Source organism: Streptomyces sp. NPDC024698 (genome assembly GCF_055559015.1).
In genome coordinates this window covers 330,069-350,855 of sequence record NZ_JBVHLK010000006.1, presented here as the reverse complement: position 1 = coordinate 350,855, position 20,787 = coordinate 330,069, and the positions used below count along the sequence as shown (strand labels likewise).

General features: G+C 71.5%; 17 protein-coding genes. 11 read left to right on the top strand and 6 right to left on the bottom strand.

The features are described 5' to 3' along the window. Positions 1-105 precede the first annotated feature (105 nt). Both ACZ4AA_RS17210 and rph read left to right on the top strand, forming a co-directional pair. Positions 106-1,233, top strand: coding sequence for a MerR family transcriptional regulator (locus ACZ4AA_RS17210; protein WP_467602119.1), 1,128 nt, complete (start codon positions 106-108; stop codon positions 1,231-1,233). Positions 1,234-1,631: 398 nt separating this feature from the next. Further along, complete coding sequence (rph, locus tag ACZ4AA_RS17205) at positions 1,632-4,232, top strand: rifamycin-inactivating phosphotransferase (protein WP_467602486.1); 2,601 nt, start codon at positions 1,632-1,634, stop codon at positions 4,230-4,232. 10 nt (positions 4,233-4,242) lie between these two features. On the opposite strand, the gene ACZ4AA_RS17200 is transcribed toward rph, so the two are convergent. Beyond that, the gene (locus ACZ4AA_RS17200; protein ID WP_467602115.1) at positions 4,243-4,764 is read right to left on the bottom strand and encodes a hypothetical protein; all 522 of its coding nucleotides are present in this window, start codon (positions 4,762-4,764) and stop codon (positions 4,243-4,245) included. Between the two features lie 234 nt (positions 4,765-4,998). Between ACZ4AA_RS17200 and ACZ4AA_RS17195 the strand changes: the two genes are divergently transcribed. Further along, positions 4,999-5,529 (top strand): hypothetical protein, encoded by a 531-nt coding sequence (locus tag ACZ4AA_RS17195; protein WP_467602112.1) that lies wholly within the window; start codon positions 4,999-5,001, stop codon positions 5,527-5,529. A 120-nt stretch (positions 5,530-5,649) separates the two neighbouring features. Here ACZ4AA_RS17195 and ACZ4AA_RS17190 read toward each other — a convergent pair whose 3' ends face one another. Next, on the bottom strand, positions 5,650-6,093 hold the full coding sequence (locus tag ACZ4AA_RS17190) for a MarR family winged helix-turn-helix transcriptional regulator (RefSeq protein WP_467602108.1): 444 nt from the start codon (positions 6,091-6,093) through the stop codon (positions 5,650-5,652). A 112-nt stretch (positions 6,094-6,205) separates the two neighbouring features. Between ACZ4AA_RS17190 and ACZ4AA_RS17185 the strand changes: the two genes are divergently transcribed. Further along, entirely contained in the window at positions 6,206-6,619 is a 414-nt protein-coding gene (locus tag ACZ4AA_RS17185; protein ID WP_467602104.1) for a DUF1398 family protein, read from the top strand. A 43-nt stretch (positions 6,620-6,662) separates the two neighbouring features. Further along, on the top strand, positions 6,663-7,529 hold the full coding sequence (locus ACZ4AA_RS17180) for an SDR family oxidoreductase (protein WP_467602099.1): 867 nt from the start codon (positions 6,663-6,665) through the stop codon (positions 7,527-7,529). Positions 7,530-7,548: 19 nt separating this feature from the next. Here ACZ4AA_RS17180 and ACZ4AA_RS17175 read toward each other — a convergent pair whose 3' ends face one another. Beyond that, positions 7,549-8,511 (bottom strand): LysR family transcriptional regulator, encoded by a 963-nt coding sequence (locus tag ACZ4AA_RS17175; RefSeq protein ID WP_467602094.1) that lies wholly within the window; start codon positions 8,509-8,511, stop codon positions 7,549-7,551. 184 nt (positions 8,512-8,695) lie between these two features. On the opposite strand from ACZ4AA_RS17175, the gene ACZ4AA_RS17170 reads away from it, so the two are divergent. Further along, positions 8,696-9,940, top strand: a complete 1,245-nt coding sequence (locus tag ACZ4AA_RS17170; protein WP_467602090.1) for an MFS transporter — start codon at positions 8,696-8,698, stop codon at positions 9,938-9,940. Between the two features lie 57 nt (positions 9,941-9,997). Here the strand turns inward: ACZ4AA_RS17170 and ACZ4AA_RS17165 are convergent, their stop codons facing one another. Beyond that, positions 9,998-10,645: a TetR/AcrR family transcriptional regulator gene (locus ACZ4AA_RS17165; protein ID WP_467602087.1), complete on the bottom strand. Its 648-nt coding sequence runs from the start codon at positions 10,643-10,645 to the stop codon at positions 9,998-10,000. Positions 10,646-10,746: 101 nt separating this feature from the next. Here ACZ4AA_RS17165 and ACZ4AA_RS17160 point away from each other — a divergent pair, with 101 nt between their 5' ends. After that, positions 10,747-12,354, top strand: coding sequence for an FAD-binding oxidoreductase (locus ACZ4AA_RS17160; protein WP_467602084.1), 1,608 nt, complete (start codon positions 10,747-10,749; stop codon positions 12,352-12,354). Positions 12,355-12,409: 55 nt separating this feature from the next. On the opposite strand, the gene ACZ4AA_RS17155 is transcribed toward ACZ4AA_RS17160, so the two are convergent. Continuing rightward, positions 12,410-13,768: a beta-1,3-glucanase family protein gene (locus ACZ4AA_RS17155; protein WP_467602081.1), complete on the bottom strand. Its 1,359-nt coding sequence runs from the start codon at positions 13,766-13,768 to the stop codon at positions 12,410-12,412. 264 nt (positions 13,769-14,032) lie between these two features. Next, a complete protein-coding gene (locus ACZ4AA_RS17150) occupies positions 14,033-14,875 on the bottom strand; it encodes an RNA polymerase sigma factor SigF (RefSeq protein WP_467602078.1) in 843 nt (280 codons plus the stop codon). 482 nt (positions 14,876-15,357) lie between these two features. Between ACZ4AA_RS17150 and ACZ4AA_RS17145 the strand changes: the two genes are divergently transcribed. From ACZ4AA_RS17145 to ACZ4AA_RS17130, 4 genes are all read left to right on the top strand, one after another. Further along, the gene (locus ACZ4AA_RS17145) at positions 15,358-16,236 is read left to right on the top strand and encodes a lysostaphin resistance A-like protein (RefSeq protein ID WP_467602075.1); all 879 of its coding nucleotides are present in this window, start codon (positions 15,358-15,360) and stop codon (positions 16,234-16,236) included. A gap of 25 nt (positions 16,237-16,261) precedes the next feature. Then, positions 16,262-17,494 (top strand): sensor histidine kinase, encoded by a 1,233-nt coding sequence (locus ACZ4AA_RS17140; protein WP_467602072.1) that lies wholly within the window; start codon positions 16,262-16,264, stop codon positions 17,492-17,494. 4 nt (positions 17,495-17,498) lie between these two features. Beyond that, positions 17,499-18,194: a response regulator gene (locus ACZ4AA_RS17135; RefSeq protein ID WP_467602069.1), complete on the top strand. Its 696-nt coding sequence runs from the start codon at positions 17,499-17,501 to the stop codon at positions 18,192-18,194. A 129-nt stretch (positions 18,195-18,323) separates the two neighbouring features. Next, the gene (locus ACZ4AA_RS17130) at positions 18,324-20,744 is read left to right on the top strand and encodes a SpoIIE family protein phosphatase (RefSeq protein ID WP_467602065.1); all 2,421 of its coding nucleotides are present in this window, start codon (positions 18,324-18,326) and stop codon (positions 20,742-20,744) included. Positions 20,745-20,787: the final 43 nt, after the last annotated feature.

Sequence of the window (20,787 nt, the reverse complement as noted above, 5' to 3'; positions counted from 1 at the left end):
AACGGGACAACTATCGATGTGTGCATGCCTAGTTGACAAGTCCACACGAAGGTCACGCAGAGCCCGGGGACCCAGCCTCTTGACCCTCACGCGGCGTCAGGCCGCATGGTCGGAGGCGTGGAAGAACACCTGACCGTCGGGCGCGTGGCGGAGTTGGCCGGGGTGAGCGTCCGCACGCTGCATCACTACGACGCGATCGGCCTCGTACGGCCGTCCGCACGGACCCCGGCCGGATACCGGGCCTACGCGGCGGGCGATGTGGAGCGGCTGCGGGAGGTGATCGCCTACCGGCGGCTCGGCTTCGGACTACGGGAGATCGCGCGGCTGGTCGACGACCCCGGGACGGACACGGTCGCGCATCTGCGCCATCTGCGCGCCCTGTCGCTGCGACAGCGCGACCATGCGACGGCGACCGTGATGGCGATCGACAGGGAACTGGAGGCACGGGCCATGGGGATCAGGACGGCACCGGAGGACCAACTCGCCATGTTCGGGGCACGGTTGTACGACGCCATCGGCTCCGCCTACCCCACGACGCGCCGGACCGAGCCGCGGATCGCCGCTCGCGTCTGGGATGCGCTCGGGGACGCGCGAACGGTACTGAACGTCGGCGCGGGCACCGGCTCGTACGAACCTCCGGACCGCGAAGTGACCGCGGTGGAACCCTCGTCGGTCATGCGGTCGCAGCGTCCCGCGGGCGCGGCCCCCTGTGTGGCCGCCGACGCGGAGAACCTCCCGTTCGAGGACGGGGCCTTCGACGCGGCGATGGCCTTCAGCACCGTTCATCACTGGCGGGACCCGATCGCCGGGCTGCGCGAGATGCGGCGGGTGGCCCGGCGCGTGGTGGTGTTCACGCACGACGGCAGCGACGCGGCATGGCGCGACCGGTTCTGGCTCACCCGCGACTATCTGCCCGAGGTCGCCGGGCTCGTCGCCGACTGGCCCTCGCTGGCCGAACTGACCCGTGCGATCGGGGGCAGGGCGGAGCCGGTGCTCATTCCGTGGGACTGCGCCGACGGCTTCTTCGAGGCCCACTGGCGTCGGCCCGAGGCGTACCTGGAGGAGTCCGTTCGTCGCGCGGTGTCGGTGTGGACCAGGGTCGGGCCGCGGGCCGAGGAGCGGGCCGTGACCGGACTGCGCGACGACCTCGCCTCGGGCCGGTGGGCCGAACGCAACCGCGACCTGCTCGCCCTCGACGCGGCGGAACTCGGCCTGCGTCTGATCGTCGCCTGAGACCGGCGAGCCGTTGCAACGCCGGTACGCCAGTGCTCGGCGCCGGAAGCGCCCACGGTCCCCGACGGGACGGGACATGGCGAAGGCAAGGAGAGCCCTCTCCTTGCCTCTCTCAAGGTATAGCGCACAGGGGGGCTTGCCGCAAGGCCCCGGTCGGGGCGCACAATCGTCGGCCTGTGCCCCGGCCTGCGCGGACGCGTCGGTGCGCCGCCCGCCCGGCGGAGCGGCCGGACGACTCGTCAGCGGACGACTCGTCAGTCGACGGGGCATCAGCGGGCAGGCCATCGGCGATCAGGGATGAGAACGTGCACGACAAGGGGTTCGACGGAGTGGGAGGCGCCCGTGACGCGATCGGACATCGCGGGACGACGGAGCACGGCCGCCTCGGAGGCGTGGCGATGACAGAGCCGTACGTGCTGGATCTTCAAGAGGTCGACGAGACGCGGATCGCGGAGGTCGGCGGCAAGGGCGCGCACCTGGGCGCGCTGTCGCGGATCGAGGGCACCCGGGTGCCGGACGGCTTCTGCGTGACGACGGACGCGTTCCGGCGGATCATGGCGCTGGCGCCGTCGGTCGAGGAACCGCTCGACGAGCTGGCGCGGGTGGGCCCGGACGACCGGGAGGCGATCCGCACGCTCAGCGCCCGGATCCGCGAGACCATCGAGGGCACGGCCGTCCCGGTCGATCTCGCGGAGGCGGTCACCGGCGCGCTCGCCGGGCTGGGCGGGGGGTCCGCGTACGCGGTCCGGTCCAGCGCGACGGCGGAGGACCTGCCGACGGCGTCGTTCGCGGGCCAGCAGGACACGTATCTGAACGTCGTGGGACCGGCGGAGATCCTGCGGCACATCAGCCGCTGCTGGGCCTCGCTGTTCACGGAGCGGGCCGTGACCTACCGCCGGCGGAACGGCATCGACCACCGCACGGTCCATATGGCCGTGGTCGTCCAGCGGATGGTCGTCCCGGACGCGTCCGGCATCCTGTTCACCGCCGATCCCGTGACGGGGAACCGGAAGGTCGCCACCGTGGAAGCCGGCTTCGGCCTCGGCGAGGCCCTGGTGTCCGGACTGGTGAACCCGGACGTCTTCAAGGTGCGCGACGGCCGGGTCGTCTCCCGGACGATCGCCGCCAAGCGGCTCGCCGTGCACGCCGTGCCCGACGGCGGGACGCGCGAAGCGGCGATCGACCCGCGGCGACAGGAACTCCCGGCGCTGACGGACGACCAGGCCGTACGGCTCGTACGGCTGGGGCGGCGGATCGAGGCGCACTTCGGCCGTCCCCAGGACATCGAATGGTGTCTGGCGGACGACGGCTTCCGGATCGTCCAGAGCCGGCCGATCACGACGCTGTTCCCCGTTCCTGAGCGCGGCGACGAGGAGAGCCACGTCTACGTGTCCGTCGGCCACCAGCAGATGATGACCGACCCCATGAGGCCCCTGGGCCTGTCCATGTGGCGGCTGACGGCGATGGTGCCGATGCACGAGGCCGGCGGACGGCTGTTCGTCGACGTCGCCCCGCGCCTGGCCTCGCCCGCGAGCCGCGCCGCGCTCCTGGAGGTCATGGGGAGGGGCGATCCGCTGGTCAGGGACGCGCTGGAGACCGTGCTCGACCAGGGCGATGTCGTCCCCTCGCTCCCGGACGCGGGTCCTGCCGGTCCACCGGCGGGAGATACCTCCACCGTCCCAACCGAAGCCGACCCGGCCCTCGTCTCCCGACTGATCGAGCGCAGCGAGGCGTCCGTGGCGGCTCTGGAGCGCGGTATCCGCGCGAAGACGGGACCGGCGCTGTTCGCCTTCCTGCTGGAGGCCTTCGCGGAGCACAGGCGGGTCCTCGGCGATCCGCTGAACATCCAGGCGATCATGGCGGGGATGGAGGCCACCTGGTGGCTCAACGACAGGCTGCTCGAGTGGCTGGGCGAGAAGAACGCGGCCGACACGCTGACGCTGTCCGCCCCCGACAACATCACCTCGGAGATGGGGCTTGAGCTGCTCGACGTCGCCGACGTGATCCGGGCGCGGCCCGAGGTGGTGGCGATCCTGCGGGACGTCGAGGACGAGGACTTCCTGAACGCGTTGGTGAAGGTCGCGGGCGGGGTGGAGGCCCGTGAGGCCATCGAGGCCTATCTCGACCGGTACGGCATGCGCTGCGTCGGCGAGATCGACATCACGCGGCCACGGTGGCGCGAGCGCCCCGGCACGCTGGTGCCCGTGATCCTCGACAACGTCAGGAACTTCGAACCGGGCGCGGCGGAGCGGCGCTTCGAGCAAGGGCGGCAAAGGGCGGCGGCGAAGGAACAGGACGTGCTGGCACGCCTGCGCGCACTGCCGGACGGTGAGCGCAGGGCCGAGCAGACGAAGCGGATGATCGACCAGGTCAGGGCCTTCGCGGGCTACCGGGAGTATCCGAAGTACGGCATCGTCAGCCGCTCCTTCGTCTACAAGCGGGCCCTGCTGGAGGAGGCCGAACGTCTCGTGGGGGCCGGGGTGCTTCCCGGCAAGGAGGACGTCTTCTACCTCACGTTCGAGGAGTTCCACGACGTCGTACGCACGCACCGGGTGGACGAACGGCTCATCGAGCGGCGCAAGGAGGAGTTCCGTTCGTACCGGGCGCTCACCCCGCCCCGGGTGCTCACCTCGGACGGTGAGGCCGTCGACGGGGCGTACCGTCGCGACGACGTGCCGGCCGGCGCCCTGGTCGGCCTGCCCGTCTCCGCGGGCACCGTCGAGGGGCGAGCCCGCGTGATCCTCGACATGGCGGAGGCCGATCTGGAGGCGGGCGACATCCTGGTCACTCCGTTCACGGACCCCAGCTGGTCACCGCTGTTCGTCGCGGTCGCGGGTCTGGTGACGGAGGTGGGCGGCCTGATGACCCACGGCGCGGTGATCGCCCGGGAGTACGGCCTGCCCGCGGTCGTGGGCGTGGACCAGGCCACCCGGCGGATCCGGGACGGGCAGCGGATCCGGGTCCACGGCACCGACGGGTACGTCGAGATCCTGCCCTGACCCGATGCGGTCAGGGCAGGGCCGCGTTGTCCTGGCCGTCGAGGAGGGGGCTGTGGCGTTCGGTGAGGGGGCCGACGCCCAGGTCCTCGCGCATGAGCTTGCGCATCCTGGCCGCCGCCAGGCCGCGTGCCTCCCAGCGGGCGCGATCCTCCGGACCGCCGACCGCGGAGCCGTCGGCGTACCCCTCGCAGATGCGGCGCAGGCAGTGGAACACGCCGTCGCAGGCCTTCACGACGGGTTGGGGCGCGATGAGCCACATGCGTTCCGACGCGACGCCGATGCCGGAGTCCCGGAAGGCCTGGCGCAGGGCGAGCGCGCGCTCGTCGTCGGAGGGGTGCTGCCGCTCGGCCAGGGCCCGCAGGGTCTCGCCGAGAACCTTCACGGTGGTGGTGTACTGCGTGTAGATGTCGAGTCTGAGCCGAAGGCCGTCCTTGGCGTCCTCGCGCTTCCACCGGTTCCGGTCGGCGACGACGGTGGAACCGATCCCGATCGCGGCCCCGGCCAGGGTGGAGAGCAGTGGCAACCAGTCCATGCGGGCCAGCTTGACCCATCGCGTACCGGCGGCACCAGGTGTGCCGTGAGGTCGGGCCCGTACCGTCGGAGCCGGCCCCTGGCCGAGGTGAGGGCATGGGGTCGGTCACGGAGGTCTTCGAGGCGGCGGGCGTGTGGTGAGGCCCGGTTGATGTCCTGGCGTCGGACGGCCCGGCGACGGCGGAAGATCATCGACGACCGCCTGTGCGTCCAACTGGCCGGGTACGGTGCGCACATGTCCGCATTTCTTCAGCAACTCCCCGCTCTCGTGGGCGTCGTGATCGGCGCCCTGGGGTCGTATCTGGCCCTCGTCCGCAGTGATCGCGCACGCTTCGAACGGGACCGTGCGGACCGGTGGGACGAGCGGCGCCTGGCCGTGTACTCCGAGTACGCGCGGTCGCTGAAGAAGTCGGTGACCCTCACCTACCGCGTGGCCGCCCACATCGGCAACGACCCGCATCCGCACCCCTTGCCGCTGGACGAGGCCGAGCCGCTCCTGGCCCGGGCCACCGACGACCGCGATCCCGCCGGCGAGGCGCTGATCATGCTGGGCAGCCGCGAGGTGGTGGACCGGGCCAGGGTCTGGGTGACCGTGGTCATGGAGATGGAGCGCTTCCAACGCGCGGGCACCCGCGACCCCCAGGCGTGGCAGGCCCTCCTGGAACGCCAACGCCGGGGCCGGGAAGGCTATTACGTGGCCGTGCGCGAGGATCTCCAGCTGCCGCCCGGCCATCCGGGCCGATGGCTGACGACCCCGGAGACGTGACGCGGAGGCCAGCCGCCGTCCAGACGACGGTGATCGGCGACCCGACGACGGCAACCGGCAACCGGCAATCGCAAACGGCAATCGGCAATCGGCAATCGGCAATCGGCAATCGGGCAGCGTCTACTCGCCCTGCTGTCGCCCCACTTGCTCGATCACCCGGCGCAGCAGATCCCTGGCGGCGACGATCTCGGCGGATTCGATCCCGGCGGCGAGCAGCCGGTGGGTCACCGCGGCGCGGTCCGTGATCCCGTCCAGTACACGGCGCCCCTGGGGGGTGAGACCGAGGAGCGGCGAACTCCGGTGATCGGGGTTGGGCCGGAAGTCGGCCAGTCCGTCGCGGGCCAGGTCGTTGGCGATGCGCTGGACCCCCTGGCGGGTGACGCCCAGGCGGCGGGCGGCCCGGGCGACGGACAGAGGCTCGTCGGAAACGACGCTGAGAACCTGCCAGCGCGCCTGCGTCTGCCCCTCGGCCGCCGCGATCGTCTCCCCCGACCTGCGCAGCACACCGGCCGCCTCATAGATGTCGGCGACCAGCAGGGCCATCTCGTCCGGCACTCGGGGCACGCCGGCCACCTCCTTCACTTTGACAGCATGTTGTCAGTCTGTACATTGGTTGTCATCGTACTACGCGGTGTCCGCTCCGCGGCGCCCCCACACCTTGACCCGGGAGAGCACCATGACCCACGCGATCGACCGTCTGCGGGCCGCGCTGGCGCGCGCCGAGACCGTCCGCCCCCAGGTCGGCGGATTCCCCCACCTCGCCGAAGTGCTGCGCCAGGCAGGCGTCACCCACTGCCGGATGGCCGTGCCGTCCAACGCGATGCTCTACCTCACCGCCGCCGGGCCGGTGGCCGTCCAGGGCGAGCCGCTGATCACCGGTATGACCGACGTCCCGCCGTTCGACCGTGACGCGCTGATCGCGGCGCTGCGCGCCGACCAGGCGGGCCGCACGACGTTCCCCGAGTTCGTCCAGGGCTGCTGGGCGGCGGGGGTCGTCCGGTACGACGTCGACCTGGCGGCCCGCACCTGCACGTATTTCGGCGCCGACGGCGACTCCTACGTCGAGTCGTACGAGGCGGTCGGGTTGTAGCGTCGGGTGAAGCCACCTCGGTGCCCGTTCAAGGAGGAGAACATTGGCTCCCGATGCCACCTACGCGATCACCGGAGCCACCGGCCGCCTGGGCGGACGCGTCGCCCGCAGGCTGGCCGCCGCCGGCATCGCGCAGACCCTCCTGGCCCGCACCCCGTCCCGGGCGCCCCAGCTGCCCGGCGCGATCGCCGTGCCCGGCGCCTACGACGACCAGGAAGCCCTCGTCCACGCCCTGCGCGGCACCGACCGGGTCCTGATGGTCTCGGCCTCGGAGTCCCCCGACCGGCTCCGGGACCACCGCACGTTCATCGACGCCGCCGCCCGGGCGGGTGTCGCGCACCTGGTCTACATCTCCTTCTACGGGGCCGCACCCGACGCGACCTTCACCCTGGCCCGGGACCACTGGCACACCGAACAGCACATCCGCGCCCGCGGAATCCCGTTCACCTTCCTGCGCGACAACCTGTACGCCGACTTCATGCCCGCTCTCGTGGGCGCCGACGGCGTCATCCGGGGGCCGGCCGGCGACGGCAGGGCGGCCGTCGTCGCCCAGGACGACATCGCCGACGCCACGGTGGCGGTGCTGCGCGATCCGGCTCCGCACACCGGCCGTACGTACGAGCTCACGGGACCGGAGTCCCTCACCCTCAGCGAAGTGGCCCGTATCCTCACCGCCGTCGGCGAGCGGCCGGTCTCCTACGTCCCGGAGACGACCGAGGAGGCCTACACCTCCCGCGCGGTGTACGGGGCTCCCGACTGGCAGCTCGACGCCTGGGTGTCCACCTACGCGGCGATCGCCGACGGATCGCTCGCCGCCGTGACCACCGCCGTCGAGGACCTCACGGGGCACCGGGCGACCTCGCTGGACCAGCTCCTGCGGGCGACGGCAGACGGGCCCACCGCGCCCTGACGATCGTGGAGGGCACGACTCAGCGCGGGATGACCCAGTCCGGGGTCCAGGTCCCGGCCGCGTCGTGGCCGGTCGACGCGGTGGCGAGGTGGGCGCGCAGGGTGGCCAGTGCCGGGTGCGGATGGTCGCGGTGCCACAGCAGCGAGTGCGGGTAGACGGGGGTCGGGTCGGTCACCGGGATCAGGCGCAGACCGTGCCCGGCCGCCCCGACGCCGGGGGTACCCGCCGGGGACAGCCGGGGAAGAGTCCGCTCGCTCATGAAGGTGGCGAGCGCCGGAGTGTCGGCGATGGCCTCCAGGAGCGCGTCGGAGCCGAAGTTGGGGCCGGTCGCCTCGATGGTGAGACCGAACTCGGCGACCAGGTCGTCGTAATAGGCGGCCCACTCGGTGCCGGGGACGATGCCCGGCATCCAGATCCGGTGCCCGACGAGCTCGGCGACGGTCACCGAACGGGCTCCCGCCAGCGCGTGGGCGGGACCGGTGAGCAGCAGGAGCGGTTCGTCGAGAACCCGTACGGACTCGATGTCCTCGGGAAGCGGTCTGCCCGGTGCGGCGACGGCGCGGAAGGACGCGTCGAGCTCGCCGGACAGGACGGCCCCGACGGCCTTCTCGATGTCGAACAGCATCACCACGTCGAGATCGACCTCGGGGTGCGCACGGTGGAAGCCGCGCATGAGGCCCGAGGCGGCGCCGCGCGAGGCGATGATGTCGACACGCAGCGGACGGCGGCCGGTGTGCACGGAGGCGACCGCCCGTTCGGACACCCGCAGCAGCTCGCGCGCGTGGGGCAGGAACGCCTGCCCGTCGATGGTGAGCTCGGCGCCTCGCGGGGTGCGGGTGAACAACCGCACTCCCAGGGCCCGTTCCAGCGCGGCGACGCGTTTGGAGACGGCCTGCTGGGTGACCGCGAGGTCGGCGGCGGCCTCCTGGAACCGCCCCGCGTCGGCGACGGCGACGAAGGTCCTGACAGTGTCGAGGTCCACCTGCCCACCCTAGGCGGACACGGCCCGGCGCTACAACCGTTGGTTGTGGCCTGTGGTCCCGCGGTTGTTTGATCCCCGGTCGCGGTTCTCGCTTTGATGTCCGCGGACAGGGATCGGTCCTCGGACACGGATCGGTCCTCGGACACGGATCGGCGGTACGGTTGCGGAGCGAGGGGTGTCGGGCATGAGGAGCGGGCACCGGCTGGGGCGGCCGTTCGGGTGGCTGTGGGGAGCCTACGGGGCCAGCGCGCTCGGCACCTGGCTCGCCTTCGGCTCCTTCGAGCTGATCGCCATCCGCGTTCTGCACGCAGGACCGGCCGAGGTGGCCGCTCTCGCCTCGGTGGGGGCCGCGGTGGGCGCGGCCGTCGCGGTGCCGCTGGGCCCGTGGGTGGAGTTCCGCCGCAAGCGTCCGGTGCTGATCGCGATGGACCTGGTCCGGTTCGCCGCACTGTCGACGGTCCCCGTCGCCTTCGCGCTCGATGCGCTCACCTTCGTCCAGCTCCTGCTGGTCTCCGTCGTCGTCGCGGCGGCCGACATCACCTTCCGCGCCGCGTCCGGCGCGTATCTGAAGACGCTGGTACCGGCCGGGGACCTGCTGATCGCCGGAGCCCGGTTCGAGTCGACGGCCTGGACGACCACGATCATCGGCCCACCGCTCGGCGGCGCGGCGGTCGGGCTCCTGGGTCCGGTGGCGACGGTGGTGGCCGACGGGGTCAGCTATCTGCTCTCCGCTCTGGGCATCCGCGCGACGGGCGGCCACGAGCCGCGGCCCGAACACCGTCGGGCCGCGCGGATGCGGGCCTCGGACCTGCTCGACGGCTGGCGGTACATCCTCGCCGACCCCACCCTGCGTCCGCTGTTCTTCAACACCGCCTCGTTCAACGCCCTGGTGATGGCCGCCCAGCCGCTGGTCGCCGTCCTGATGCTCGGCAGGCTCGGCTTCTCACCGTGGCAGTACGGTCTCGCGTTCGCCGCGCCCTCGATCGGCGGTCTGCTCGGCTCCCGGCTGGCCCGCCCGCTGGTCACCCGGTTCGGACAGCACCAGGTCATGACCGCGTCCGGGGCTCTGCGCGCCGTCTGGCCGATCGGCCTGGCCTTCCTGAGGCCGGGCACGGGAGGGCTGCTGCTGGTCATGGGTGTCGAGCTCGGGCTCATCTTCTGCTGCGGGGTGTTCAACCCCGTCTCCTCCACCTACCGCCTCGAACGCACCGCGAACGACCGGGTCACCCGCACGCTGACCGCCTGGGCGGTGACGACCAAGGCCTCGACCGCGCTGCTGACGGCGCTGTGGGGCGTACTCGGCGCGCTGCTCGGCCCGCGCACCGCGATCGCCCTGGCGGGGGTGCTCCTGCTGGCGACCCCTGTGCTCCTCCCCCGCCGAGCCGCGGCGTCCGTCACGGGGGCGGAGGCCGCGGCTGAGCACGTCTGAGAACCTCCGGTCCCGCTGAGGGGTCCCGCCGAAAGGCCCCGCCGACGGGATGCTCCGTCAGGGCGTGAGAGGCGCGGGCGCAGCCCACAGGTCCGGGCAGAGCACCGCGACGATCCGTTCGAAGCGCGCCGCCATCTCGTCGGCCGTCTGCTCGGGATGATGCCGCCACCAGGCGACGGCGGCGCTCACGGTCCCGTACCAGAGATGCGTGACGAGGTCGGCGTCGAGCGGTTCGACGGCCGGGGAGGCGTGCAGGAACTCCGCGACGCCCACCGCGCCCATCCGGTTCAGTTCCCTCCGGTACCCGGCCGCGGCCGCGGGCAGCGGGCCCTCGGCCGGGAGCGTCCTGTCGTAGACGAGCTCCCAGTCGTGCAGGCGCGATTCGAGCGCACGGAAGACGGCCTCCAGGGTGCGCACGGCGCGCGAGAGGTCGGAGGGTCCCTGCTGGGCGGACGCGACGGCGTCGACCAGATGGGTGCCGGCCTCGTCGAGGCAGGTCAGATAGAGGCTGTCCTTGGACCCGAAGTACTCGTAGATCATGGGTTTGGTGATGCCGGCCCGTGCCGCCACCTGCGCGGTCGACCCGCGCGCGTAGCCCTTCGCACCGAACTCCTCGGCGGCCGCCTCCAGGATCAGCCGCTCCCGGTCCTTGCGGGGCATCCCCTTGGTGCCCACGCCCTGCGTGGCCCTCGCCTGCTTGCTCATGTTCCCACCCTATGCCAAAGTGACCGACCGGTAAGTTACCCGAAGTTCAGTTCAGTGCATCCGATACGGCGATGTTCCATTCAAGGGACCTGGGGAGAACGATGAGCGGCAGGACGCGTTCGTGGTGGGGCTGGGGAAACGTCGAGGACGCGGTGACCGGGGCCGAGCGCGCCGAACTCACCCGCCGCACGGCCGAGTTGCTTCCGGACGCGGACCTGACCGTCCACGAGGCCCCACCGGTGGAGTCGTTCGACGTGGCCCCGAGCGGGGTCACCGCTCCGCCTGCGCTGGCCCGGCTGGCCTCGTACGACACCCGCGACCGGCTGGCGCACAGCCATGGCCAGGCGTTCCGTGACGTCGTGCGCGCGCTGCTCGGCCGGCTGCCCCATGTGCCGGACCTCGTCGTGCGCCCCACCTCGGAGGCCGAGGTCCTGCGGACGCTGGAGTGGTGCGACGGCGCGGGGATCGCGGTCGTCCCGTACGGCGGCGGCACCTCGGTGGTAGGAGGCGTCGAACCCCGTACGGGCGCGGAGTACGCCGGGGTGGTCAGCCTGGATCTCGGCTCCCTCGACCGGGTCCTGGAGGTGGACGGCACCAGCCGCGCGGCGCTCGTCCAGGCCGGCGTCCTCGGCCCCCACCTGGAGGAGCAGCTCAGGCCCCACGGGTACACGCTCCGGTTCTTCCCCCAGTCCTTCGAGTTCTCCACGCTCGGCGGCTGGCTGGCGACCCGGGCCGGCGGCCACTTCGCGACCCGCCTCACGCACATCGACGACCTCACCGAGTCGCTGCGGGTGGTCACTCCCGCCGGGGTGGTCGAGAGCCGCCGTCTCCCAGGATCGGGTGCCGGTCCTTCGCCCGACCGGATGTTCCTCGGTTCCGAGGGATCGCTCGGTGTCATCACCCAGGCCTGGCTACGCCTTCACGACCGGCCGCGCTGGCGGTCCGGGGCGTCGGTGGCGTTCAAGGACTACGAGGCGGGCGTCCGGGCCGTACGCGCCCTCGCTCAGTCCGGGCTCGATCCGGCCAACTGCCGCCTGCTGGACCCGATGGAGGCGTTCATCAACGCGGGCAGTCCGACCGCGGTCCTGGTCCTCGGCTTCGAGTCCGCCGACCACCCCGTCACCGCCTCGATGGAACGCGCCCTGGAACTCTGCCACGATCACGGGGGCACGCTGTCGGAGCCGGCACGCCACACCGACACCGCGGACACGGCCGCGCGGACCTCGGCGGCCGACACCTGGCGCTCGTCGTTCCTGCGGATGCCGTACCAGCGGGACGCCCTCGCGGCCCAGGGCATGATCGTCGAGACGTTCGAGACGGCCTGTACCTGGGACCGGTTCGACGCGCTGCGCGCGGCCGTGGACGGCGCGGCCCGGGACGCCATGCGCCAGGTCGGCGCCACGGGGGTCGTGACCTGCCGGTTCACCCATGTCTATCCCGACGGTCCCGCCCCGTACTTCGGGGTCTACGCCGCGGGAGCGTGGGGCAGGACCGTGGAGCAGTGGGACGAGATCAAGCGGGCGGTGTCCGAGGCGCTGCTCGCGCACGGGGCCACCATCACGCACCACCACGCGGTGGGCCGGGACCACCGGCCGTGGTACGACCGGCAGCGCCCGGACCTCTTCGCCGCCGCCCTGCGGGCGGGCAAGGCCGTGCTGGACCCGTCCGGAATCCTCAATCCCGGCGTCGTGATCGACCCTCTGCGCTGAATCGGCTCCTTCGCCGCGGGCACGGGGCCGAGCCGCCCCGCGCCCGCTGCCGCCGCTACCAGCCGACGGCGACCAGCAGCCACTGCGGGCTGCCGTGGGAGACGAACGAGGACTGGCCCGCCACGTCGTCGTAGGGGAAGCCGTAGGCCAGGTTGTTGATGGCGTTGTCGTGCCAGAACCTGGCGTAGTAGTTGGCGGGCGCCGCCTTGAAGAACTGCGCGGCATCGCCCTGTTGGGAGGCGGGCAGCGTCGCCACGTGACGGTTGAGGGCGGCGCACATGTTCGGGTTGCCCGCGAGCGCCGCCGCGCAGCCGAAGATGTCGGAGGTGGCGGCGTTCACGCCCACGGACTGGGCGTAGGAGGTGAAGTAGTTGGCGTTGGCGCCGCCGGCCCGGAAGCTCGGGTCGCTGCCGGGGGCGATGATCCGGTACGGGGACTGGGTCTGCGCCAGTACCTTGAACTGGTCGGGGACGGCTGCTGTGAACCGCTGGAAGGTCGTCGCGCGGTCCTCGGCGAACGTCTGCCGGTTCTCACCGACCTCGACGTCGTAACCGTCCTTGGAGTGCAGGCGCATGGCCAGTTTGAGGCCGAAGGCGTCGACCCGGGTGGTGTTGCCGTTGAAGACGTTGTTGCCGACGGTGAACTCGATGAAGTCGTAATACGGGCCGTTGGGCGACCCGAGGTAGAAGTACATGCGGCCCGCGGAGTTGGCCGGCATGTCGAGGTAGGGCTGCTCGGCGATGGAGTGCACCTGGCCGTTGAAGCTCCAGTACACCTGACTGTCCGGGTACTTGCCGTTGGTGCGGTTGAGGATCTTCACCTCGACGGCGTTGTTCGCGGCGGGTATGTCGCCGGTGCTGCCCCAGAAGGAGTCCGGCGGGGTGGTGGTGCCTCCGGGCCCGTACACCTGGAACTCCCACAGGGAGTAGCCGTACGGGGTGGCCCGCGTCGTTCCGAGGATGCGCACGTAGCGGCCGCTGCCGGTGACGGTGATGTTCTGGGTGCCGCCGGTGCCGGCCGTCGTGGAGTACACGGTGGCCCAGGTGTTCGCGTCCGTGGAGGTCTGGATCTGGAAGGCGGTGGCGTAGGCGGCCTCCCAGTTCAGGGTGACGCGGGTCAGCTGCTGGACCGACCCGAGGTCGACGCGCAGCCACTGCGGGTCGGCGAAGGCCGAGGACCACCGGGTGCCGGTGTTGCCGTCGACCGCGGCCCCGGCCGGGAACGAGCCGTTCTCGGTCGAGGAGGCCGCGGCGGGCTTCCCCTGGGACAGCAGTTGGTCGGCGGCGTGCGCGGGCGCGGGGCTCAGGAAGGCGACGCAGGCGGCGAGCAGGACGACGACGAGAGCGAGAGCCGTACGGGGGCGGGCGGTTCCGCCCGGCGGTCGTTGCGGTGGGGCGCTGGCCAAGGACTGCATGCGGGATCTCCTCATGCCGGGTCGGCGTGTGGGGGGCGGAGCTACAGCAGACGGAGAGCGCTCTCTCCGGGTTGTATCTCCGCACCCTCCAGACGTCAACAACTGAAGCTGAAACCAACGCAGTTGACTTCTCGGCTCCAGCACCGGCCCCTACGTCACCGCTTGGACCCCGTCCGACGGCCCGGAGTTTTCGAACCCCGACGGCGCGAACGCCTCGGACCGGGCCGCGTATTCAAGAGTTGACTCCTCGGTCGGCGCTCTGGATCAGCCCGTGGTCGCCATCCCCTGGCGCAGCTTGGCGAGGGTACGGGAGATCAGACGGGAGACGTGCATCTGCGAGACGCCGAGGTGTTCGCCGATCTGTGCCTGGGTGAGCTCGTCGACGAACCGCATGTGAATGATGCGGCGCTCACGCTCGTCCAGTCGGGCGATGAGCGGGGCGAGCGCGTGGAAGTCCTCGACGAGTTCGAGGGCGTTGTCCTCCATGCCGATGAAATCGGCCAGCGCGCTCTCGCCGTCGTTGTTGTTCGTGCTGATGGCCGCGTCCAGGGAGCTGGAGTTGTAGCCGTTGGAGGCGAGGCGTGCCTCGTTGACCTCTTCCTCGGTCAGGCACATCAGCTCGGACAGTTCCTTGACCGTGGGGGTACGGCCGAGCCGGCTGCGCAGTTCCTCGGTGGCCTTGGCGAGCTGGACGCGGGCCTCCTGGAGCCGGCGGGGCACGTGCACGGCCCAGGAGGTGTCGCGGAAGAACCGCTTGATCTCACCGACGATGTAGGGCACCGCGAAGGAGGTGAACTCGACCTCGCGGGTGAGCTCGAACCGGTCGATCGCCTTGATCAGTCCGATGGTGCCGACCTGGACGATGTCCTCCATCTCGTCCGCGCCGCGGCTGCGGAAACGCGCCGCGGCGAAGCGGACCAGGGAGATGTTCATCTCGATCAGCGTGTTGCGGGCGTACTGGTACTCCGCCGTGCCCTCTTCGAGAACGGCGAGCTGATCGAAGAACAGCCGGGACATCCGGCGGGCGTCCTTGGGAGCGACCTGGGACGGGTCCGCTATCTCCGGCAGCGCCACTGTCCGCGCCTCCGCCACCTCGGTGACCGTCATCTCAGAGCCCTCCCATGCGTTGTAGCCCCCGTACCGCTGCCTCTTGGCGATCGGCGCCAGTTCACGTACCCGGGTTCCGGGAAGGCATGCCGGGCAATTCCAGGACGACTTCACGAACACCGGGTGGTCCCCTTCGACGGACCCGTCCGCCGGCGCGGCTCAGCGACGGCGCAGCATCATGACGACGGCGACCACGATGATGATCAGGACGACGGTTCCCAGGCTCACGTACACGGGTTTCTCTCTTCCTTCGAGGACCGGCACCGATCGGTGCCGCGGAATGCCGTGTGCCCTCGCCCGCGCCGCCTAGCCCCCCACGGGGTACTCCTTTTACCAGGTCGTGATCCGCGGGTGGTGTCGCCGCATCCCCCGTGAGAGCTACAGGGATTGTCCCCATGGGGGTGAATCGCGGACGCCGGCCCGTCCCTAGCGTGGTGGTCAGGTCGCCGCCGGCGCGACCACCACCACACGGGGAGGCCATGATGGACAGGACGTCCACCGCACCGCAGGGCGAAGACGCGGGCCCGGTCGAGGAAGTCGACGGCCGGGGCGGCCGGTTCGGCCGGATCGTTCGGTCGCCGCTCGGCTGGATGCTGACGGGGATGGTCGGTGTCGGTCTCGTCTCGGGCCTGACCGCGACGGGCCCCGGTCCGGTGCCGGCGCTGGGAGCGGCCACCGCGGTCGCCGTGTACTGGGCGGTCATGCGCTTCGTCGCACGACGCTCCACGCCGGAGATCGCCCGGCGCGGGGCGGGCCGGGAGGTGGTGCTCGGCGGCGGGATCGGTCTGGGCTTCATCCTCGTGTCCACCCTCCTGATCACCATCTTCGGCGGCTACTCGTTCTCCTGGGCGGGCAACGGCTTCGTGCCGGTCGTGTGGTCCGCGGTCATGGTGCAGATCGGCGCCGCGGTCACCGAGGAGCTGCTGTTCCGCGGCCTCGCGGTCCAGGCTCTGGAGCGGTTGTGGGGCAGCCGGGCCGCCATCGCGATCACCGGGTTGTTCTTCGGCGTCGCCCACCTGGTGGCTCCGGGGGCCAACGGGTGGAGCGCGGTGGCGATCGCCGTCGAGGCGGGCGTCATGCTCGGTGCCGCGTTCCTGTGGCGGCGTAGCATCTGGTTCGTCGCGGGCCTGCACTTCACCTGGAACACCGCCGAGCAACTGCTCGGCATCCCGGTCTCCGGACACACGCCCGAGGGTCTCTACACCGTCGACGTCCATGGTTCCGCCCTGTTGAACGGCGGCGCCTTCGGCCTGGAGACGTCGATCGTGCCCATCGCCCTCAGCGTACTGATCACCGTCCGTATGATCGTCCTCGCCCGCCGGAACGGCGGTCTGCTGCCGCGGCGGCGGGCCCGGCACTGAGCAAGTCCGGCTGGAGGAAAGGGAAATGATGTCCCGTCAGACGCTGTGGAGTCCGCCGCTGCTCCGGGCCCCGGTTGTCTGGTGGAGTGAGCGGGACGCCTCCGTCAAGGACGGCGTCCTTGCCCTGGTGCTCACCCTGCTGGCCTTCGTGCCGACCCTGTCGAAGATCGGGGGGCAGATCGGCGATCTGCCCGAGCGGCCGGCGAACGCGCTGGGCGTCGGGCTGATCCTGGCGCAGACCCTGCCGCTCGCGGCCCGCCGCCGGTGGCCCGCCGCCTGTCTGGCCGTCGTCGCGGGCGCGTTCGCCGTGCACCAGGCGCTGGGTTTCGCGACGACGTTCGGGAGTGTGGGGCTGTATCTCGCGCTGTACTCCACCGGGGCCCATCAGGCCGGCCTCCGCCGCACGGTGACCGTCGCGGCGAGTACGGCCTACGCCGTACTGGCCGTCGTCCTGAACCACCTCGGCTCGCCCCTGGAATTCCCTGACTATCTGGCGTTCTATCTGACGCTGGCCGCGATCTGGCTGGTGGGAAGTGCCGCGCGGACGCGACGAGTTGAAGAGGTGGAGCGGCGGCGGCTGGCCGCCGAATCGGCCGCGGCCGCGGAGCGGGCACGGATCGCCCGCGAGCTGCACGACGTGGTCACCCACCATGTGACGGCCATGGTGGTCCAGTCCGACGCGTCGCAGTTCCTGCTCACCTCCGCGCCGGAGCGGGCCAGGGAAGGGCTGGCGGCCGTCAGCGACACCGGCCGCCTGGCCCTGACGGAACTGCGGTACCTGCTCGGCGTACTGGAGGCGACCGGTGAGTCCGCGGCCGCCGACCCGGCGCGCGCGGACCGGGCCCCGGCCCTGGGACGAGTGGCCGACCTGGTCGAACAGGCCCGCAGGTCGGGTCAGCCGGTCGAGTTCAGCGAGCAGGGCGAGCGGCGGGCACAGTCCGTGGACGTGGAGCTGGCCGCGTACCGCGTGGTGCAGGAAGCGCTCACCAACGCGATGAAGCACGCGTCCGGGCAGAGGACCCACGTCCTGGTCCGGCACCGCGCGGAGCACGTCGAGATCGAGGTGGCGACCGACGCGCCCGCCGCCTCCCCCGGGACCGTACCGGTCACGCGAAAGCCCGGCCCGGCGGGCGGACGAGGTCTGGCCGGATTACGCGCACGGGTGAGGATGCTCGATGGTGAACTGGAGGCCGGAGCCCGGCCCGAGGGCGGGTTCGAGGTCCGCGCAACCCTTCCGTCCAAGCCCGTTCAGGAGTGACCCCGTGAGCGATGCGCCGCAACCCATCCGCGTACTCGTCTGCGACGACCAGGCACTGGTACGGACCGGCTACGTCACCATCTTCTCCGCGCAGCCCGACATCGAGGTCGTCGGGGAGGCCGAGAACGGGCACGCGGCGGTGGACGCCGCACGGCGGCTGCGGCCCGACGTGGTGGTGATGGACATCCGGATGCCCCTGCTGGACGGCATCCAGGCGACCCGGCAACTGGCCGGTCCCGACGCCGGGACCCCTCCGAAGGTGCTGGTCGTCACGACGTTCAACATCGATGCCTACGTCTACGACGCGCTGCGGGCCGGAGCCAGCGGCTTCCTCCTCAAGGACGCGCCTCCCGCGGAGCTGGTCAACGGGATCCGGACGGTCGCCCGGGGCGAGGCCCTGCTGGCGCCCGCCGTCACGCGCCACCTCATCGGTCACTTCGCCGAACACCTGCGGCCGGCCGACACCGCCCGGCCGGCGGCCAGGGAAGGGCTCGTGCGCGCGCTGACACCCCGCGAGCTGGACGTGCTCCGGCAGATCGCCGAGGGGCTGTCGAACGCGGAGATCGCCGCGGCGCTGTTCATCACCCCGGAGACGGTCAAGACGTACGTCTCACGGATCCTGGCCAAGCTCGGCCTGCGCGACCGGGTCCAGGCGGTCGTCCTCGCCTACCGGGTCGGGCTGATCCCCGCGGCCGGCTGACGGGGGCCGACCCTTCCGAAAGCGCTCGCCGACACGGCTCGTCATGGATCAGGGAGAGTCGCGGACGGGGACCGGGAGGAGGAACATCGGAGTCACTGAGACGAAGAGGTGGTTATGGGGACACCTTCGATGGATTTCAGCGAGAGTCCGGAGGATCCGTTCGCCCTCGGGCATGCCGCCTGGGCCGTGCTCGACGATCACGGCACGGTGGTGGGCTGGAGCGGCCGTGCGCAGGAGCTGCTGGGCTACCGGACCAAGGAAGTGATCGGACGGCCCTGGCGGGACCTCCTGGTCGACGCGCGTGACCTGCCCGTCGCGCGGTCCGTCGTCGTGAGTGCCATGAGGGCGGGCGGCTGGTTCGGAGTCCTGCGCGTACGGCACCGCGACGGGCGGCGTGTGGAAATGGGGTTCCGGGCCCGTGCGATCACCCGTGAGGGAGACCGTCAGGAGTGGTTCCTGGTCGGTGCCCCTGCCACGGAAGTCGCCGCCTGGCAGCGGGACCGCGCGCTGCTGGACGGCCTGTACCACCGGTCCCCCATCGGTCTGGCCATCCACGGCCCGGACCGGAAGGTGATCCGGATCAACCGCGCGATCGCGAAGGCGAGCGGCATCACAGCCGACGCGCCGGTGGGCCGTCGTTCCGGTGAGTTCCTGGTCGACGAGGACGCGGGTCCGGCCGATGAGCGGGTTCGCCACGTCCTGGAGACCGGCGAGCCGCTGATCTTCACGGAGCAGTCGGCCCGGACACGCCATGCTCCGGGGCGGGAACGGATGGTGTCCGTCTCCGCGTTCCGGATGGAGGACTCCTCGGGCCGGGTCCTCGGCGTGGCGGAGACGATCGAGGACATCACCCAGCGCTATCAGGCCCGACGCAGGCTCACTCTGCTGAACGAGGCCAGCGCCCGGATCGGAACCTCGCTCGACGTGACGCAGACGGCCAGGGAACTGGCCGAGGTGGCCTCCTCAGGACTGGCCGACTACTGCTCGGTCGACCTCCTGAAGCCGGTGGCTCTCGGTGACGAGCTGCCCTCGGACACGGCCGGCGCGCTCCTGCGAGTGGCCTTGTCGCCCCCCGAATCAAGGGTCCCGTACCAGGAGGGCGAGGTGGTCCCGCTCCTCCCGGACTCCCCGCAGGCGCGCTGCCTGGCGGAGCGCCGCCCGGTTCTCGAACGGCTCCTGTCGCTGCGCCCCGAGTGGTACGCCATGGACCGGCGCCGCATCGAGATCGCCGTAGGTCTCGGCGTTCACTCCCTGATCGCCGTACCCCTGCTCGCACGCGGCCTCGTACTGGGCGTCGTGAGCCTGTGGCGCGTACGCCATTCGGAGCCTTTCGAGGAGGACGATGCCACGGTGGCCCATGAGTTCTCCTCGCGTGCGGCCGTGTGCATCGACAACGCGCGCCGCTTCACCCAGCAGCAGAGCGCCGCTCTGACGCTGCAACGCAGCCTGCTGCCGGGCGCGGTGTCCGACCTGCCGGCCGCGGAGTTGGCCTGCCGGTACCTCCCGGCGAGCGGCGAACCGGGCATCGGCGGCGACTGGTTCGACGTGATCCCCTTGTCCGGGGCCCGGGTCGCCCTGGTGGTGGGTGACGTGGTCGGCCACGGAATCCACGCCGCGGCCTCGATGGGGCGTCTGCGCGCCGCCGTACGCACCCTGGCCAGCCTCGACCTGGAGGCGGACGAGGTGGTGGCCCGGCTGGACGATCTGGTCAGCCTGCTCGCCGCCGAACTGGAGACCAACGCCGAGGGCGACCCGGCGTCGATCGAGCAGACGCTCGGGGCCACGTGCGTCTACGCGGTCTACGATCCGGTCTCCCGGCGATGCTCCCTGGCACGCGCCGGCCATCCGGCACCCTTGGTGTCCACGCCGGACGGCCAGGTGACCGTGCTCGACCTGCCCGCGGGACCACCGCTCGGCCTGGGCGGGCTGCCGTTCGAGATGTACGAACTCGACCTCCCCGAGGGCAGCCTGCTCACGCTCTACACCGACGGTCTCCTGGAGGCGCGCGACGGCGACATCGATGCCGCGCTGGAGAAGATGCACACATGTCTCGCCCACTGCGACGATCCCCTGGAGAGCACCTGCCACGGCGTGGTCGAAGCGCTGCTGCCCGTCGACCGCCGCCCCACCGACGACATCGCGCTGCTCATCGCCCGCACCCGGGTACTGCCGCCGGAGAACGTCGCCACATGGCAGCTGCCCCTGGAAGCGACCGCCGCCTCCCGCGCCCGGGAGCTGATCACGGCGAAACTGACCGAGTGGGGGCTCTCGGACATGGTCTTCACCACCGAGCTGGTCGCGAGCGAGCTCGTCACCAACGCCTACCGGTACGGGGACGGCCCCGTCACCCTGCGCCTCATCCGTACGCAGTGCCTGATCTGCGAGGTGTCCGACACCAGCCACACGTCCCCTCACCTCCGAAGGGCCCTCAGTACGGACGAGGGTGGCCGCGGGCTCTTCCTGGTCGCGCAGCTGACGGAGCGGTGGGGCACCCGCTACGCCCACGACGGCAAGACCGTCTGGACGGAGCAGCCGCTGCCACCCGCCTGACCATCTGCGCCGTCCACACCCTCCGCGTCACCCTTGGGGCCGA

Excerpts from the sequence above, each read along its gene's own strand:
- ACZ4AA_RS17210 (WP_467602119.1), top strand. The coding sequence starts at position 106 with ATGGTCGGAGGCGTGGAAGAACACCTGACCGTCGGGCGCGTGGCGGAG.
- rph (WP_467602486.1), top strand. The coding sequence starts at position 1,632 with ATGACAGAGCCGTACGTGCTGGATCTTCAAGAGGTCGACGAGACGCGG.
- ACZ4AA_RS17200 (WP_467602115.1), bottom strand. The coding sequence starts at position 4,764 with ATGGACTGGTTGCCACTGCTCTCCACCCTGGCCGGGGCCGCGATCGGG.
- ACZ4AA_RS17195 (WP_467602112.1), top strand. The coding sequence starts at position 4,999 with ATGTCCGCATTTCTTCAGCAACTCCCCGCTCTCGTGGGCGTCGTGATC.
- ACZ4AA_RS17185 (WP_467602104.1), top strand. The coding sequence starts at position 6,206 with ATGACCCACGCGATCGACCGTCTGCGGGCCGCGCTGGCGCGCGCCGAG.
- ACZ4AA_RS17170 (WP_467602090.1), top strand. The coding sequence starts at position 8,696 with ATGAGGAGCGGGCACCGGCTGGGGCGGCCGTTCGGGTGGCTGTGGGGA.
- ACZ4AA_RS17165 (WP_467602087.1), bottom strand. The coding sequence starts at position 10,645 with ATGAGCAAGCAGGCGAGGGCCACGCAGGGCGTGGGCACCAAGGGGATG.
- ACZ4AA_RS17160 (WP_467602084.1), top strand. The coding sequence starts at position 10,747 with ATGAGCGGCAGGACGCGTTCGTGGTGGGGCTGGGGAAACGTCGAGGAC.
- ACZ4AA_RS17155 (WP_467602081.1), bottom strand. The coding sequence starts at position 13,768 with ATGCAGTCCTTGGCCAGCGCCCCACCGCAACGACCGCCGGGCGGAACC.
- ACZ4AA_RS17150 (WP_467602078.1), bottom strand. The coding sequence starts at position 14,875 with ATGACGGTCACCGAGGTGGCGGAGGCGCGGACAGTGGCGCTGCCGGAG.
- ACZ4AA_RS17145 (WP_467602075.1), top strand. The coding sequence starts at position 15,358 with ATGGACAGGACGTCCACCGCACCGCAGGGCGAAGACGCGGGCCCGGTC.
- ACZ4AA_RS17140 (WP_467602072.1), top strand. The coding sequence starts at position 16,262 with ATGATGTCCCGTCAGACGCTGTGGAGTCCGCCGCTGCTCCGGGCCCCG.
- ACZ4AA_RS17130 (WP_467602065.1), top strand. The coding sequence starts at position 18,324 with ATGGATTTCAGCGAGAGTCCGGAGGATCCGTTCGCCCTCGGGCATGCC.